Consider the following 16,147-nt stretch of genomic DNA (forward strand, 5'->3'; position numbering starts at 1 on the left):
AAAAAAGTGGGGATGCCTCGGCCATCCGAAGGCGCCCGCATTTGCGGAAGGCGCTGCGCAATGGACGGCGCCGGGATCGATCCTGCGTGAACTCGGGCGAGGGAAACCGGAGCTTGCGTGATCTTGCCGATGACGTCCGAACCTCGCGGTCGCGCCCGTTCGGGTGGGTGGTCCTGGCGTGGGTAGTCCTGGCGTTGGCCTTCGCACTTCTGGCCACGATCGAAACCGTGCTTTCGCCGCACTTCGCCCTGTGGCTGGACGAGTTGTTTTCGCTCTGGACCACTGATCCGACACTGAACCTCAAGGCAAGCGCCGCCCGGATCACGGGTGATTCCAATCCACCGCTCTATTATGCGTTGCTGCGCGTCGTCCGCATCTTCGTTCCTGAGCCGACCGGCGCAATATTTCTGTCGAACGGCATTGCTCTATTCAGCGCAAGCGCCTTCGTGCTGTGGATATCCGCGCGCGCCGGCAAACCCTTGCTTGCCTGCCTGGGCATAGCCGCGTTCGCGCTCAGCGGTCCAACATTGTTTTTCTTCCAGGAGGGGCGCGCATACTTCTTGAGCAATAGCCTGGTGTTTGCCCTGACATGGCAAGCCGCTTTGATCGTCGATGATCCAGCCGTTCGAGCGCCCCCGGTTCGGTTGGCGCTGCTTGGCGCGGCCGCAGCCCTTTCCCACGTCTTCGCGGGCCTGGCCGCGGGGGCGATCGCCGCAGGACTTCTGGCTTGCGGACTGCTCGGAAAGCGCAAGGACCTTGTTGCGCAGGGCTTGGCCTTGGGTGGGTCGGCCACGGTGGTGTTCGGTCTATGGCTCGCAAGCGCGATCGGCACCATCGGCAACATCGGCTGGATACAATTCAGCCTTGCAGACGTCACGACGGCGATCGTGTATGTGGTTTTCTTGTCCGTCGGCAAAAGGATGCTGGCACCGCTGGTGGTTTTCCTGGGCTATGCTGCATGTTTGAAGCGCACGCGGCCGATGCTGATCCTTTTCGGAGTGGCCATTCTTGTCTTCGTGACACTTCCGATTGCCGTATCGTTTCACACACCGCTGATTACTGGCCGCTATTGGCAGATCGGCGCGCCGGCGCTTACTGTGGCCCTTGTTTTTCTGGCCCGCGCGTTCAGCATGCCTCCAGCCACACCTTGGGGCTATGCTGCAACCATAGGCGTCGTTTTGTACTTCATCCTCGCCACTGTTAAAGGCTTTTCCTCCGCTCGCTTTTTGCTTGAAGTTGAACTGGCCTGGAGCGGCTCCGACCTCGTTGCAAAGCTGGCGAAAGATTGTCCTTCCGGCTCCGTACGCATCAAGGCCTTCGGGTTCGATGGTTCATACGCTTCCGATCTCTACTCGGTCGCCTCCGGCCTGCCGACTTCGCTGTTCGTGCACGCCAACGCGGCGCCGCCCGTTTCGGCACGCGACGCGCCATGTCCGGTGATCGGATGGGGTGAGCATGTCATCCAACGCGGCTTGGCGCCTCTCACTGCGTCTGAGGAGGACATCCTGAAAGCACTCAATATCGAAGGAACGTCTGGAGACGTCGACATCGTGCGCCATCCAAGCGGCTTCGTCGTGCTACGGGCGTCCACCCGCGCCTTCAACGTCACGTCGCCGTAGCGCTCTGCCACAAACTTGGCGTCCAGACGGCCGTGCCTGCCGAGGGCATCAGGTGGCACCCTCAGTGGGGTACGGCCGATACCCCCAAATTTGCCGGCTGCCAATGGATGCCCCCAGACACTCCCGGAGCCTCTCGGACCGGAGAATTGAGCGTCTATAAGGGTTTTTAGAGCTTTTTGCACCGACCCGAAAGGGTGAATGGTGCCCAGGAGAGGACTCGAACCTCCACGCCCTTGCGAGCGCCAGCACCTGAAGCTGGTGCGTCTACCAATTCCGCCACCTGGGCCCCGGACGGCGCGTTGCCGTCAGGCAGGGCCTTCACATAAGGGGGGGCGCGGGACGTGTCAATAACACCCGCACACCACGTGATCGAAAGGTGTGAACAAGCTCATCCGCATGGCTCCCCGCCCCGCGCCTGGACCTGCCGCCGCGCCAAACCAGAAGCTTGGCGCCAGATTCCGCCGCTCACCCCGCTGAATAAGCAATTTCCAATCGCCAGCGCGAACCCGGCGCTGGATAGCGGGTAAGCGCAACAGCAGCCGCGATGGCGGAAGCGCTCCGCCATCGGCCATTGTCCGCGCATCCGCCAAGCCGGGCCGCGACACCGGCGTCACCAGGACGCCCCCCCCCCGCGGGCCAGGCCCTCAGCGCTCGAACTTCGCCGGGCGCTTCTCGATGAAGGCAGCCATGCCTTCCTTCTGGTCGGCGACGCCGAACTGGGACTGGAACACCCGGCGCTCGAAGCGGATGCCTTCCGCAAGGGTGGTCTCGTAGGAGCGGTTGACGCTTTCCTTGGTCTGCATGGCCACAGAGGTGGACATGCCGGCGATCACATTCGCCACCTTCAGCGCCTCGTCCAGCAGTTCGGCGGCCGGCACCACGCGGGAGACTAGGCCGGCGCGCTCGGCTTCGGCGGCATCCATCAGGCGGCCGGTGAGACACATTTCCATGGCCTTGGACTTGCCCACGAATCGGGTGAGACGCTGGGTGCCGCCGGCACCGGGCATCACCCCCAGCTTGATCTCGGGCTGGCCGAACTTCGCCGTATCGGCGGCGAGGATGAAGTCGCACATCATGGCCAGCTCGCAGCCACCGCCCAGCGCGAAGCCGGCCACCGCCGCGATCACCGGCTTGCGGGTGCGGGACAGGCGCTCCCAGGAGGTGATGAAATCGTCGAGATAGGTCGCCGGATAGGAGAAGACCTGCATCTCCTTGATGTCGGCCCCGGCGGCGAACGCCTTCTCCGAGCCGGTGAGCACCACGGCGCCGATACCCCGATCCTGCTCGAACGCATCCAGCGCCGCGTTCAGCTCGCCGATCAGCTGGCCGTTGAGCGCATTGAGCGCCTGGGGGCGGTTCAGGCGGATGAGCCCCACGCGGTCGTGCTGCTCCACCAGGATCGTCTCGTATGCCATCCCATTCCTCCTCTTCGCCCGGCGTGACGCCGGTTCAAGCTCGTCGCCCGGCATGACGCCGGTTCAAGGCTCCGCGCGGCGCCAGCACGCGCGGTCACCGTGCTGTATCGCGTCATGGGGGCGAGGCGAAGAGGCAATGCCGCACAGTCGCCGTGCAGGCCTGCCCGACCTTTGGCGAACGACCTTCGGCAGACGACCTCTGGCAAGCTATCGCTGGCAGGTGGGGCAGTAGAAGGTGGAGCGTCCGTTCTGCACGATGCGCTTGATGGTGTCCTTGCAGTGCAGGGTCTGGCAGGGCTGCCCCTCGCGGTCATAGACCTTGAAGGTGTGCTGGAAATAGCCGAGCTCGCCGTTCACCTGCCGGTGGTCGCGCAGGGAGGAGCCGCCGGCGTGGATCGCCTCGCGCAGCACGTCGCGGATGGCGACCACCAGCCGCTCCGCCCTCTGGGTGGGCGCGCCGTCGGCGGTGGCGATGGTGTGGGCGAGGCGGCGCGGCGACAGGCCGGCCCGGAACAGCGCCTCGCACACATAGATGTTGCCGAGCCCGGCCACCAGCTTCTGGTCCAGCAGCGCCGCCTTCAGCGAAGTGTGGCGGCGGGCGCAGGCGCGGGCGAGATATTCGGCATTGAAGCCGTTGCCCAGCGGCTCCGGCCCGAGGCCCGCCAGCAGCGGATGGGACATGATCTGGTCGTAGGGCACGATCAGGATGGCGCCGAAGCGCCGCGGATCGTTGAAGGTCACCGTGGCCCCGCCGGCCAGGTGCAGCACCACGTGATCGTGCGGCCCACCCGCCCCGCGCGGATGGTGGAAGCGGCCGGGGCGGCCCTTCACGGCACCGCCCTCGATGCGGATGGAGCCGGACATGCCGAGGTGCAGGATCATCACCTCGCCGCCGTCCAGATCGGCGAGGAGATATTTGGCGCGACGGCCGATGGCCTCGACCCGGCGGCCGGCGAGGCGCTCGGCGAAATTCTCGGGCAAGGGCCAGCGCAGGTCGGGCCGCCGGGCCTCCGCGCTTTCGATCACGGCCCCTTGCAGGACAGGAATGAGACCGCGGCGGACGGTCTCCACCTCGGGCAATTCGGGCATGTTGTTCTTAAACTCAGTGGGACGCGCCGCAACCGGCACGCGAATCTTCACGGTCTCATAGGATCGGGCCGACCGGCCCCCCGCGCAAGAGAGCGCGTGGATCTTGTCCCCTCATACCATCGGCCTCGGTCTTCGCCCGAGGCCAAGTGGGCCGCTCAAGCGCCACGCGGGCTTGACCAATGGCTCATGAGCCAAGCTCACGGGCCATTGGTCTCAATCGAGGGGGGCGACCTTTGCCCCCTCCGGCGGGCCGGGCGGCGTCTCGAAATCGAGCTGCTCCAGCCTGAGGCCGCGACGGGCGATCTTGTCGGCGGAGACGATGACGCGGCCCACGTCGTCGCCCACCTGCGCGAAATGCTTGGCGAGGTCGCCCACCCGCTCGCGCAGGCGGGTGACATCGACCACCAGGGCCGCCACTTCGGCGCGCACCCGGTCCGCCGCCTCGCGCATGCGGGCATCCTTGGCGATGGCCTGCACCACCTGGATCGCCAGCATGAGCAGGGACGGCGAGACCAGCACCACCCGCAGGCGGTAGGCTTCCTGCACCACACCGTCGAAATGCTCGGAAATCTCCGCATAGACCGATTCGGAGGGCACGAAGATGAGGGCCACGTCCTGGGTCTCGCCTGGCACGAAATAGCGCTCCGCCACATCGTAGACGTGCTTCAGCAGGTCGTTGCGCAGCCTCTGGCCCGCCGCCTTGCGGATGTCGGCCGAGGGCGCCTCGCGGAAGGCGGTGACCGATTCCAGCGGGAATTTCGAATCCACCAGCAGCGGGCGCGGATCGCCGGGCAGGAAGATGGCGCAGTCCGGCCGCTTGCCGTTGGAGAGGGTGTGCTGGAAGGCGAAGCTGCCGCGCGGCAGGCCGTCCGCCACGATAGCCTCCATGCGCGCCTGCCCGAAGGCGCCGCGCGCCTGCTTGTTGGCCAGCGTGTCCTTGAGCGCCACCACCTGGGCGGAGAGGTCGGTGAGGCTGCGCTCCGCCTTTTCCACCATGACAAGGCGCTCGGCGATGCGGGTCAGGCTCTCGTGCGTGGCGCGGGCGCTGGTGGAGAGCGTCTCGCCGATGCGGTGGGAGGTGGCGTCGAGACGCTCCGCCACCGCGCGGGCGAGCTCGCTCTGGCGGTGGGCAAGCACCTCCGTCATGCTCTGCACCCGGCCGGCGGTCTCCGATTGGACGCGGACAAGCTCACGCAGGCGGCGGTCCATTTCGTCGCGCCGCAGCGCCTCCTCGGCCACCGCGGCAGCTCGCGCCCGGGACTGGCGCAGGAGGGACACGCCGACCATGAACACAAGCAGCGCAAGCAATCCCGCGCCCAGGGCTGCCGCCTCGGCCAGGGTGACGGCGTGACCCGCCAGACTGAAGAGCGCCTCCCGCATGGCTCCTTCTATCTCGATTCTCGATCCGAACAAACAGCGAACATATTGACCAGACGCGAAGCTTCGCTTATTTCGCGAGAATGGCGACGCGACCCATCCTCATCATCCCCGAGCCCAAGCTGCGCACCCTCTCGGCATCGGTCGAGAAAATCGACAGCGAGGTCCGAAAGCTCGTGGAAGACATGTTCGACACCATGTACGACGCGCCGGGCATCGGCCTCGCGGCGATCCAGGTGGGCGTGCAGCGGCGCGTCGTCACCATCGATGTCGCGCGCGAGGGCGAGGCGAAGAAGCCCATCGCCCTCATCAACCCCGAGATCATCGCCGCGTCCGACGAGACCTCGGTCTATGCCGAGGGCTGCCTCTCCATCCCCGAATATTACGAGGAGGTGGAACGGCCGGCGCGGGTCACCGTGCGCTTCCAGGACCTGGAGGGGCAGGTGCGCGAAGTGGCGGCGGACGGACTGTTCGCCACCTGCGTGCAGCACGAGATCGACCACCTGAACGGCGTGCTCTTCATCGACCACATCTCGAAGCTGAAGCGCGACCGGGTGATCAAGAAATTCACCAAGCTGGCGCGGCACAAGGACGAGGTCTGACGCCCCGGACGCCGGCGTCACCTTTCCCGCTTTCCCGCTGATGCCGTCGCATCCGGGTCTTTTCGCTCAATCGCCGCGCGCGCCTGACTGGATGGGCCGCGCCGGCCCGGATCAGGCAATATGCGCATCATCTTCATGGGAACGCCGGATTTCGCCGTGCCGACCCTTTCCGAGATCGTCGGACGCGGGCACGAGGTGGTGGCGGTCTATACCCGCGCCCCCGCCCCGGCCGGCCGGCGCGGGCTCGACCTCACCCCCTCCCCGGTCCATCAGGTGGCCGAGCGTTTCGGCCTGAAGGTGCTCACCCCGAAAAGCCTGCGCAGCGCCGAGGCGGCGGCCGAATTTGCCGCCCATGACGCCGATGTGGCGGTGGTGGTGGCCTATGGCCTCATCCTGCCGCCGGCGATCCTCGCGGCGCCGCGCCTCGGCTGCCTCAACCTGCACGGCTCGCTTCTGCCCCGCTGGCGCGGCGCCGCGCCCATCCAGCGCGCCATCATGGCCGGGGACGAGGCGACGGGCGTGTGCGTGATGCAGATGGAGCAAGGCCTCGACACCGGCCCTGTGGGCCTCGTGGAGCGCATCCCCATCGGCCCCGACATGACCGCCGGCGACCTGCACGACCGCATGATGGTGCTCGGCGCCGACCTCATGGCCCGCGCGCTGGCGGCGCTGGAGCGCGGCGGCCTCGCCTTCACCCCCCAGCCGGAGGCGGGCGTCGCCTATGCGGCCAAGATCGAGAAGGCAGAGACCCGCATCGACTGGTCGCAGCCGGCGCAGGTGGTGCACGATCGCATCCGCGGGCTGTCCCCCTTCCCCGGCGCCTGGTTCCCGCTGGGGCCGGAAGAGACACGGGTGAAGGCGCTGCGCTCGACCCTCGCGGACGGCGCGGGCGCCCCCGGCGACGTGCTGGACGACCGCCTCACCATCGCCTGCGGCACCGGCGCGGTGCGGCTGGTGGAATTGCAGAAGGCCGGCAAACAGCCCGCCGGGGCCTCAAGCTTTCTCAATGGCAACGCCGTGCCCCCCGGCACCCGGCTCGCCTGACGGCGCCCCCGCCATGCCCCGCTACAAACTCACCATCGAATATGATGGCACCCCCTATGCCGGCTGGCAGATCCAGGCCGACCAGGAGACCGTGCAGGGTGCGTTGGCGCAGGCGTTCCACCGCTTCTGCGGCGAGGATGTGCATGTGGCCGGTGCCGGGCGCACCGACGCCGGCGTCCATGCCACCGGTCAGGTGGCCCATGTGGACCTCTCGCGGCAGTGGCGGAGCGACACGGTGCGCGACGCCATGACCGCGCAGCTGCGGCCCCACCCCATCGCCGTCCTGAGCGCCGAGGCGGTGCCGGACAGCTTCGACGCCCGCTTCTCCGCCACCAAGCGGCACTATCTCTACCGCATCGTCAACCGGCGGCCGGACCTTGCCCTCGACCGGGACCGCGCCTGGCGCATCCCGCAGAAGCTCGACGCGCAGGCCATGCACGTCGCCGCCCAGCGGCTGCTGGGCAAGCACGATTTCTCCACCTTCCGCGCCGCCGAGTGCCAGGCCGCCTCGCCGCTCAAGACCTTGGATCAGCTCGACGTTTCCCGCTCCGGCGACGAGATCCGCGTCATCACCTCGGCGCGGTCCTTCCTGCACCATCAGGTGCGCTCCATGGTGGGCTCGCTGATGCGGGTGGGCGAAGGGCGTTGGAGCGCCGACGACCTGGAAGCCGCCCTCAAGGCCGCCGACCGCACCCGCTGCGGCCCCATGGCGCCGGCCGCCGGGCTCTATCTGGCCGCCGTCAGCTATTGAACGCGCGCGCCTCGGCGCCACGTCATCAACCCTTTGTAAGCCCTACCTGCCGCCAAGCAGGGAACGTCTGCCCCTGCGCGGGCATTCCCTCTTCAAAGCCCCAATGGACACGCCCGGCGCGTCCCAACGGCAGAAGAGGACTTAAGATGATGTTCGGCTTTCGCTTCCACGCCGGGCGCACGCCGCCGCAGGCCCGCGCCCTCCCCACGACCCACCTGGTGGCGCGGCTCGTGCCCGCCGCGCCCTGCGGCTGGGTGTTCTTCGACGGCAGCGAAACCCGCATGGCCACCGAGGATGGCACCGACCTCATCATCCCTGGCGGCGCCTTCTTTCCCAAGGAGGCGCGGCGCTATGCTAGCGAAAGCGAGGCATGCATCGAGGCGGCCCGCCTCAACGATGCCAGCCTGTGCCTCGACCGGCCGTGGCGGGTGAAGCCGGTGTCTGCCTTCGAGGTCAAGCGCTCGCCCTTCGCCCACGCGGTGGCGCAGTTCTGAGGACCTCAGGACAGCCAGACACGACAAAGCCGCCGCTGCCCGTCGAGGCAACGGCGGCTTTTTTTTCAGAGGGACCGGACGGGCTCAGATGGCGCCGTTGATCCACTGCACCAGCTTCGCCTTGGGGGCGGCGCCGACCTGGCGGGAGGCGATCTTGCCGTCCTTGAACAGCAGCAGGGTGGGGATGGACATGATGCCGTACTTGGAAGCGGTGGCGGGATTCTCATCCACGTTCAGCTTCACGATGCGGATCTTCTCGCCCATCTCGCCGGAGACTTCCTCGAGGATGGGGGCCACCATGCGGCAGGGGCCGCACCACTCGGCCCAGAAATCCACGATGACGGGCGCGCTGGACTGAAGCACGTCCTGCTCAAAATTCTGATCCGAAACCTTCTCGACCGACATGGCAGACCTCGTAGGGGGGAACCGGGGGAACCACTGAATGTTGGGACCGAACGTAGGGAGCCCCTCCCCTCTTCGTCAAGGCGCCGTCACGGCGAGGTGAGGCCGAGCCGCGCCAGCGCCGCCTGCAAGCGGCCGATTTCGAGCCGGAAAACGCGCGGACCCGCCGTATAGACCAGCCGCGCCTCGAAGACGCGCCCGGCGAACACCTGCGACAGAAGAGCGCCATAGACGGCAAGCTGCGCCACATAAGCCTCAGCCACGTCTTCCGGCCGCTGAGGCGGGGTGCGGTCGGTCTTGAAGTCGGCGACGATCAGAAGGTCGGGCGTCACCGCCAGCCGGTCGATCCGGCCGGAAACGTGGAAATCCGCGCCCTCCCGCGCCTTCAGCCGGCCGATGACCGGCACTTCCGCCCGGCTTCCGGCGCCGAACAGGTCCGCGAGCGGCGCATGACCGAGGACGCTGAGCGCTTCCTCCAGCACCTCCTGATGGATGGCATCCGCCACCTTGTCCGCCGCATGCCGCAGCAGGCGCAGGCCCGCCGCCGCACGCTCGGGCGCCGGCAGGTCGGGCAGGCCGGCGAGCAGGCGGTGGACCAGATCGCCCCGCACCAAGGGCGAAAGCCCCGTCTCGGGCGCCGGGGTGCGCAAAGGCGAGGGGCCAGCGGATTCGGTCTTCGAGGGCCGCAGCAGGCGCGGGGCCTGCTCCGGCGCTGGCGGATGGGGGAAGATGGGCAGCGCCGGTTCGTTCCCCGCTGTGGAAGAAGCCGCCGCCGGCCCCGCCACGGCGAGGCCCGGCCCCTTGTTCCAGCGCAGCACCGGACCCTCAAAACCGAGGGCGGGCTGCTCGGCCGCCTCCGGCGCGAGGGCGGCGCGCACCAGCTCGTACCAGCAGCCCTCCGGGCGGGCATGGGCCTTGTCTTTGGCCGGCGCGCGAGTCTCGGCGCCGCAGACGATCACCGCATCCTCGGCGCGGGTGAGGGCCACATAAAGCAGGCGCCGGTGCTCCTCCAGTTCGCGGGCGGCGGCAGCGGCACGGGCGGTTGCGAGGCGTTCGGGATCCTCCGCCTTGCGCGGGGCGAGCACCGGCACCTCGCCCTGCGGCCCCGGCACGCTCACAAGGCCACCGGCGGAGCGGGCCTTGGGCATGTCCACCGTATCGGCGAGGATGACGATGGGTGCCTCCAGGCCCTTGGCGCCGTGCACGGTCATCACCCGCACCTCGTTGCGGCCGCTCTCCATGTCGCGCTTGGTCTCGGCGCCGCCCCGGCGCAGATAGGCGAGGAAGCCGGCAAGGCTGGCTGGCTCGGTGGATTCGTAGGCGCGGGCCAGCACCATGAACTCGTCCAGCACGTCCGCCGCTTCGGGGCCGAGCCGGGCCAGCATGGCGCGCCGGCCGCCGTCGCGGCCCAGCACCCGGGCGTAGAAATCGAAGGGCCGCAGCAAAGCCGCCTCCCCGCGCCACGCGGCGAGCCGCGCCCAGACGGCGGCATGGCGGGGATCCGGCGCGGCCTTGAGTGCGTCCACCAGCCGCCCGCCCCGGCCGGGGCACAGGGCGAGGAGATCATCGTCTGTGAGGCCGAACAGCGGGCTCTTGAGCAATGCCGCCAGCGCCAGGTCGTCGTCGGGGGAGACCAGGGCGTCGCCCAGCGCCATCAGGTCGAGGGCGGCGATGTGCTCGGCCACCACCAGCCGGTCGGCGCCCGCCACTTCCACCTGCGCGTCCTTCAGCTCCTTGAGCGCGCGGATGACGGCCTCGAACACCCGCCCGCGCCGGCGCACCAGCACCAGCACGTCGCCCGCCCGCATGGGCCTTCCATTGCGGGAGGGAATGGCAAGGCCGGTCGCGATGCCGGCCTGGATGAAGCCGGCGATGCGCTGGGCCAGCCGGCTCACCGGATCGTCCGCCGGCGCCTCGTCCAGCGGGCGGCGCCAATTGTCGGGCTGGGTCGCGGGTTCCGGCGTGGTGGTGGGCCAGATCTCCACCAGGGCCGGCGCATCTGCGCGGATGGCGGCATGCACCGGGGCCACGGCGTCCAGCGTGAGGCCGTCATGGGCCTCGGGACGGGAGAAGATCTGGTCCACCGCCTCCAGCACGCCGGGGGCAGAGCGGAAGGAATGGGGCAGTTCCACCCGCCGCAGGGCATCCGGCCCCGCCTTGCGCGCGAAGGTGGCGCGCATCTCGCCGAACGCGCGCGGGTCGGCGCCCTGGAAGGAGAAGATGGACTGCTTCTCGTCCCCCACCACAAACAGGGTGCGCGTCACGTCCTCGCGCGCGCCGGCGCCGGAGAAGAAATCGTCGGCGAGGCCCTGCACCACCCGCCACTGCTGCGGGCTGGTGTCCTGCGCCTCGTCCACCAGGATGTGGTCGATGCCCTGGTCCAGCTTGTACTGCACGAAGGTGGGCTGGTCCGACAGCAACTGGGCGGCCTTGACGATGAGGTCGTCGAAATCCAGCAGCCCGCGCGCCGCCTTCTCCGCCTCGTAGCGGCGGACGGCCTCGGCGGCGAGGGTCAGCGCGGCCTCTGTGCGCTCCAGCGTGCGGGCGCCCAGCAACTGGTCGGACAGGAGCGCGAGGCGGTCGCGCTCGTCCCGCAGCCGCGCGGCAAGGCCGGGGGCGCGGTCGGCGAAACCCTTGGTAAAGAGGTTCCGGTCCGAGCGCGGGCCCTCCGAGCCGAAGAACACACGCCGCCAGGCGGCAAGGCCGGACGCCATGTCACCCGCCTCGGCGGCGGCCAGGAGATCATCGCCCCTTGTGCGGTCCGTGGCCTTGTCGGACGCGGCCAGCTCCGCCGCCGCACTCGCCCATTCGGAATGGGGCAGATGGGGGCTTGCCAGCATCTGCACTTCCAGATCCGCCACATTGGCATCCGCCGGAAGATCGAGCGCCCGCGCCACTGCCGCCCGCCGCGCGGTCGGCGTGTCGCCCAGCGGCTGGATGCGCGCACGCAGGGCGATGGCGGCCTCCAGCAGGCCGGAGAGGCCGCTGTCGGACATATCCTCCGTCAGCCGCGCCAGCGCCTCGCCCAGAGGCGCGGATGGCACGCGGGTGGCCGCCACCACGAGGTCGGCGCGGATGCGGGCCATCAGCTCCTGCCGGCCCACCTCGTCCAGTTCGCCGAAGCCGGCGGCCACGTCCGCCTCGAACGGGAAGCGGTGGAGGAGCGCGCCACAGAAGGCGTGGATGGTCTGGATCTTCAGCCCGCCCGGCGTCTCCAGCGCGGCGGCGAACAGCCGGCGGGCGCGGGCGCGCAGGGCAGCGTCTGGGGCTGAGCCCACCGTGTCGCTGATGGCGGCGTCCAGTTCGCCATCGGGCAGGCGCACCCAGCGGCCGAGGATGGCGAGCACCCGGTTCGCCATGTTGGCCGCCGCCGCCTTGGTATAGGTGAGGCACAGGATGCGCCCCGGCGGCGTGCCGGCCAGCAGCAGGCGGATGACGCGGCGCGCCAGCACATGGGTCTTGCCCGAGCCGGCATTGGCCGACACCCAGGCCGAGAAAGCGGGATGGGAGGCATCAGACTGGCGGCGCGTCGCCTCGGACTTGGGGTCGCGGGCATCCAGGGTTAGATCGGCGCTCATTCGCCCTCCTCCCCGGAGAGGGCCCATTCGCGCACGCGGGCGAGATGATCATAGGTGCCGTAGGTGCCGGACCATTGCGGCGCCGCCAGCGAGCGATAGCCCTGCGCCTCGTTCTCGAACGCCATGAGCAGGCTTTCAAGGCCGGCGAGCGCGGTCTCGGCGAGGTCCATGGTGTCGCGGTCCTTGAGGCGGATAGGCCTTTCCTCGCCCCCCGCCGCGCCGCCCTTCAGCTCCACATAGAGCAGGTCCGCCACGTCCACCGCCGGCACGTCGGGGAAGGCGCCGCGCTTGGCCATGGCCGCCTCCAGCGGCAGCTGGGGCGAAAGGGAGGCGACCTGCCGGGCACTCGGCGCCGTGCCGGTCTTGTAGTCGAGGATATTGAGCAGGCCGTCGCGGCGCACCTCGATGCGGTCGGCGCGCCCGGTGAGGCGGAAGGCAGCACCGCCCAGCGGGATTTCCAGGCTGCCGGAGGCTTCCGCCACCACATGGTCGAGATGCACCCGCCGCTCCCGCTCAAAGGCGACGAGGAAGCCCGCCGCCCGCTCGAACCGCGCCCACCACAAGGCATGCTCGGCGGGGAAAGCCTTCAGCGGGGCGAAGGCGCGCCGGCCTTCTTCCAGCAGTTGTTCCAGTGCATCGGGCGGCAGCTTGCGGGGATGCGCCTGGGTGAAGCGGCCGATGGCCTCGTGCAGGGCCGATCCGCGCTCCGCCCCGCCGGGGGCGGCATCCAGCGGATCGAGGGGGATGAGGCCCAGAACGTGGCGGGCATAGATGGAATAGGGATCGCGCAGGAAGGTTTCCACCTCCGTCACCGAGAGCCGGCGAGGCCGCAGCGCCAGCGGCGGGGCCGGCGCGGGGCGGGTGGCGCGGGGCACGGCGGGGGCATCGTCCAGCCGGCGCGCGGCCTGGACCCAGCGGGCGCCGCGGGCGCGGGCGGCGGTCCATTCCGCCTCGCCCGCCACCGTCTTCAGCCGCTGCACGAAGCGCGAGGGCACGCTCTGGGTGCCGCCCACCTTGGCGGCGAAGGTCAGCACCACCTCGGCGGCGCCGAAGCCCTGGGCGAAATCGTGGGCGGACAGGCCGATGCGCCGCTCCGGCAGGTCGAGCCCCAGATCGCCGCGCATGGGCCGGCTGAGCCAGGGGTCGGTCTCGGCGATGCGCGGCCAGCTGCCCTCGATGAGCGCGCCCAGCACCATGCGATCCACATGGATGAGGCGCGCTTCCAGCGGGCCGAGGATGCGGATGCGCGCATGCGGCTCGGCGCGCGGGCGCACCATGGCGTCGGCGAACAGGGCGCCGGCCGCATCCGCATAGGCCGACAGGTCGAGGGCGGGGCCATCGCCCGCTGCGCCGTCCAGCGTCTCGAAGGTGCGGGCAAGAGCTGCTTCCGCCGCATCCTCCGCGTCGATATCGAGGGGGCCGCAGGTTTCCACCCAGGCGGCACGGTGGGCAGCGACGAGCCCGGCAAGCGGCGCCGCGCCCCGCTGCGCGCCGAGGGCCAGCAGAGGGCCGAGCGCCCGGTCGAGCCGGTCCACCAGATCGCGGGCGCGGGCCAGCGCCCCCTCCCCCATGCGCCGGCGGGGGTCGGCGCCGCGATAATCCTCCCGGTCGAAGGCGGCGATGGCGTCCCTCAGGCCGTCGATGCCGGCGCGCGGGCGCGGGCCCCGCAGGGCCACCAGCTCCAGCGCCGCCACCGCATCCGCCTTCGCCTCGGGCGCGAGCCCGAACCGCGCCAAGGGATGGGTCAGCAGCGCGAACAGGGGCACCGGCGCCAGATCCTCCGCCGCCGCCATCACCAACAGGCTGGCGAGCCGCCCAGCGGGACTGTCGGCAAGCGGCGTGCCGGCGGAATCGTCCAGCGCCACGCCGAAGCGCGCCATCTCCGCCGCCACCCGGCGCGCGAGATCGCGGTCGGGAGTGACGAGGGCGGCGGTCTCGCCCTCCCGCTCCAGGCTGTCGCGCAGCAGCAAAGCGATGGCGAGGGCTTCAGCGCGCGGGTCGTCCGCCTCCACCACGCTGATACCCGCCATTGCCGTGCCCAGCGCGGCGGGCGGCAGGCGGTCGGAGAGGCTCGCCCAGAGGTCGGAGGTCTCGGCCTGCCGCATGGCCTCGCTCATCAGCCGCTCGCGTCCGAAGGGGGCGTGCGCGGCGAGGGGCAGGACGTCGCCGCGCGCCACGCCGAGGCGCGGCAGCAGCCGGGCGAGGCCATACTGCGGATGGTCCGGCGCCGCGTCCCGCCCATCGGTGATGCGGGCGAAGGAGGCCGGGTCCAGATCCTGGTCGAGGCCCGGCAGCACCACGGCGCCCTTCGGCAGGCCGGCGATGGCGGCCAGCAGGCGGGCGGTGGCGGGCATGGAGCCGGTGGAGCCAGCGGCGATCACCGGGCCGGCGCCGCTGCCCAAGGCGACGAGGCGGCGCGCTTCCGCATCCACCAGCGCGTCGCGGCGGGCGGCGGGCTCCACCAGTCCGGCGATGTCCAGATATTCGGTGAAGGCGCGCCGGGCGATGCGCACGAAATCGAGCCCCACGCGGAAATAGCGGTCCAGTTCCTCCGGCACGAGGCCGTCGAGGCCGTCCACGGTCAGCCCCGCCGTGGTGAGGTCGTCGAACAGGGCGCCGAGGGCATCGGCGAGGGCGAAGGTTGCGGCGGTGCCGGCGGCCACCGCCTCCCGTCCGGCTGCTTTCGCGAGGGTATCGCGCCAGTGGGCGACGAGCCGGGCCAGCACCAGGCGACGGTGCACCGGCGCGATGGCATGGGGCGCGGCCAGCACCGGCGCATCCTCGGAGAAGGCGAGCGCGTCCTCGTCCACGTCGCCCAAAGGCACGATCTTCGGCAGCAGCAGCAGCACCGCGCCGCCGGAGGCTTCCAGCAGCGCCTCGACGAACAGGCGCCCCGCACGACGGGTGGGCAGGAACACGGTGGCGCCGGCCAGCGCGAGAGGGTCCGCGCGCGGGGCGAAGCCCTCCACCAGCGTGCCGTCGAGCAGCGCCTTCGCCAAAGTCGGCAGGAACGGCGCCGAGGACGGGATGGTGAGCACGCGCGGCACGGCCGTCCCTTTCTTTTCGGACCTTAGTCGCTGGACCGCTGGATCGCTTCCTCAGCGAGGGCGATGGCATCGGGCGTGCCCACATGCATCCAGATGCCGTCGAGGCGCAGGCCGAAAAGGCGATCGGCCTCGGCGGCCTTGTCGAAGATGCGGTTGAGGGAGAAGGCGCCGTCCGGCGTGCCCTCAAACAGCTCCGGCTTCAGGATAGCGGCGCCGGCATAGACGAACGGCACGACCGTACGCTCGGCCCGGCGCGACAGCCGGCCGAGCTTGTCCATCTGGAAATCGCCCATGCCGTCATAGCCGATGGAATGGGCGGCCGAGGCAAGGAGCAGCAGCGCATCCATCCGCTCCGGATCGAAATGCTCCATCAGCCGCACCAGGTTCGGCCGCATGCCCTCGATCCAGATGGTGTCCGAATTGATGGCGAGGAACGGGTCCGGGCCCAGAAGCGGCAGCGCCTTGCGCACGCCGCCGCCGGTCTCCAGCAACTGGCCCCGCTCGTCGGACAGCACGACCTGCGGCGGCCCGCCCCGGGCCTTCAGATGCGCCTCCAGCATGTCGGCGTGGTGGTGCAGGTTGACCACCGCGCGGGGGATGCCGGCATCGGCCACGCGGCCGAGCACGTGATCGATGAGCGGGCGGCCGTAGACCTCCACCAGCGGCTTGGGCCTCGTGTCGGTGAGCGGGCGCATGCGCGTGCCCATCCCGGCAGCGAGCACCATTGCG

General features: G+C 70.0%; 12 protein-coding genes and 1 tRNA gene. 5 read left to right on the forward strand and 8 right to left on the reverse strand.

The window, feature by feature from the left end; genetic code table 11:
- The first annotated feature begins 113 nt into the window (after window positions 1-113).
- Entirely contained in the window at window positions 114-1,619 is a 1,506-nt protein-coding gene (locus FZ033_RS03190) for a hypothetical protein (RefSeq protein ID WP_149574726.1), read from the forward strand.
- A 199-nt stretch (window positions 1,620-1,818) separates the two neighbouring features.
- Here the strand turns inward: FZ033_RS03190 and FZ033_RS03195 are convergent.
- The 4 genes from FZ033_RS03195 to FZ033_RS03210 form a co-directional block, all read right to left on the reverse strand.
- Window positions 1,819-1,905: transfer RNA gene (locus FZ033_RS03195), tRNA-Leu, on the reverse strand.
- Between the two features lie 358 nt (window positions 1,906-2,263).
- Complete coding sequence (locus tag FZ033_RS03200) at window positions 2,264-3,034, reverse strand: enoyl-CoA hydratase (RefSeq protein WP_149574727.1); 771 nt, start codon at window positions 3,032-3,034, stop codon at window positions 2,264-2,266.
- 207 nt (window positions 3,035-3,241) lie between these two features.
- Window positions 3,242-4,123, reverse strand: a complete 882-nt coding sequence (gene mutM, locus FZ033_RS03205; protein WP_149574728.1) for a bifunctional DNA-formamidopyrimidine glycosylase/DNA-(apurinic or apyrimidinic site) lyase — start codon at window positions 4,121-4,123, stop codon at window positions 3,242-3,244.
- 213 nt (window positions 4,124-4,336) lie between these two features.
- On the reverse strand, window positions 4,337-5,503 hold the full coding sequence (locus tag FZ033_RS03210) for a DNA recombination protein RmuC (RefSeq protein WP_149574729.1): 1,167 nt from the start codon (window positions 5,501-5,503) through the stop codon (window positions 4,337-4,339).
- A gap of 80 nt (window positions 5,504-5,583) precedes the next feature.
- Between FZ033_RS03210 and def the strand changes: the two genes are divergently transcribed.
- The 4 genes from def to FZ033_RS03230 all read left to right on the forward strand — a co-directional run bounded on the left by def (window position 5,584) and on the right by FZ033_RS03230 (window position 8,391).
- A complete protein-coding gene (def, locus tag FZ033_RS03215; protein WP_149574730.1) occupies window positions 5,584-6,102 on the forward strand; it encodes a peptide deformylase in 519 nt (172 codons plus the stop codon).
- Between the two features lie 120 nt (window positions 6,103-6,222).
- Window positions 6,223-7,146: a methionyl-tRNA formyltransferase gene (gene fmt, locus FZ033_RS03220; RefSeq protein WP_149574731.1), complete on the forward strand. Its 924-nt coding sequence runs from the start codon at window positions 6,223-6,225 to the stop codon at window positions 7,144-7,146.
- 13 nt (window positions 7,147-7,159) lie between these two features.
- Window positions 7,160-7,897, forward strand: a complete 738-nt coding sequence (gene truA, locus FZ033_RS03225) for a tRNA pseudouridine(38-40) synthase TruA (protein ID WP_149574732.1) — start codon at window positions 7,160-7,162, stop codon at window positions 7,895-7,897.
- A gap of 146 nt (window positions 7,898-8,043) precedes the next feature.
- Complete coding sequence (locus tag FZ033_RS03230) at window positions 8,044-8,391, forward strand: hypothetical protein (RefSeq protein ID WP_149574733.1); 348 nt, start codon at window positions 8,044-8,046, stop codon at window positions 8,389-8,391.
- 84 nt (window positions 8,392-8,475) lie between these two features.
- Here the strand turns inward: FZ033_RS03230 and trxA are convergent, their stop codons facing one another.
- The 4 genes from trxA to FZ033_RS03250 form a co-directional block, all read right to left on the reverse strand.
- Window positions 8,476-8,796, reverse strand: coding sequence for a thioredoxin (gene trxA, locus FZ033_RS03235; RefSeq protein WP_012115276.1), 321 nt, complete (start codon window positions 8,794-8,796; stop codon window positions 8,476-8,478).
- 86 nt (window positions 8,797-8,882) lie between these two features.
- The gene (addA, locus tag FZ033_RS03240; RefSeq protein ID WP_149574734.1) at window positions 8,883-12,371 is read right to left on the reverse strand and encodes a double-strand break repair helicase AddA; all 3,489 of its coding nucleotides are present in this window, start codon (window positions 12,369-12,371) and stop codon (window positions 8,883-8,885) included.
- The gene (gene addB, locus FZ033_RS03245; protein WP_149574735.1) at window positions 12,368-15,418 is read right to left on the reverse strand and encodes a double-strand break repair protein AddB; all 3,051 of its coding nucleotides are present in this window, start codon (window positions 15,416-15,418) and stop codon (window positions 12,368-12,370) included. The genes addA and addB overlap by 4 nt, the downstream gene beginning before the upstream one ends.
- Before the next feature lie 23 nt (window positions 15,419-15,441).
- Window positions 15,442-16,143, reverse strand: coding sequence for a nucleotidyltransferase family protein (locus tag FZ033_RS03250; RefSeq protein ID WP_149575046.1), 702 nt, complete (start codon window positions 16,141-16,143; stop codon window positions 15,442-15,444).
- Between the last annotated feature and the right edge of the window lie 4 nt (window positions 16,144-16,147).

Origin of the sequence: Xanthobacter oligotrophicus, from assembly GCF_008364685.1 — a bacterium.
GTDB classification, from domain to species: Bacteria; Pseudomonadota; Alphaproteobacteria; order Rhizobiales; family Xanthobacteraceae; genus Xanthobacter; species Xanthobacter oligotrophicus.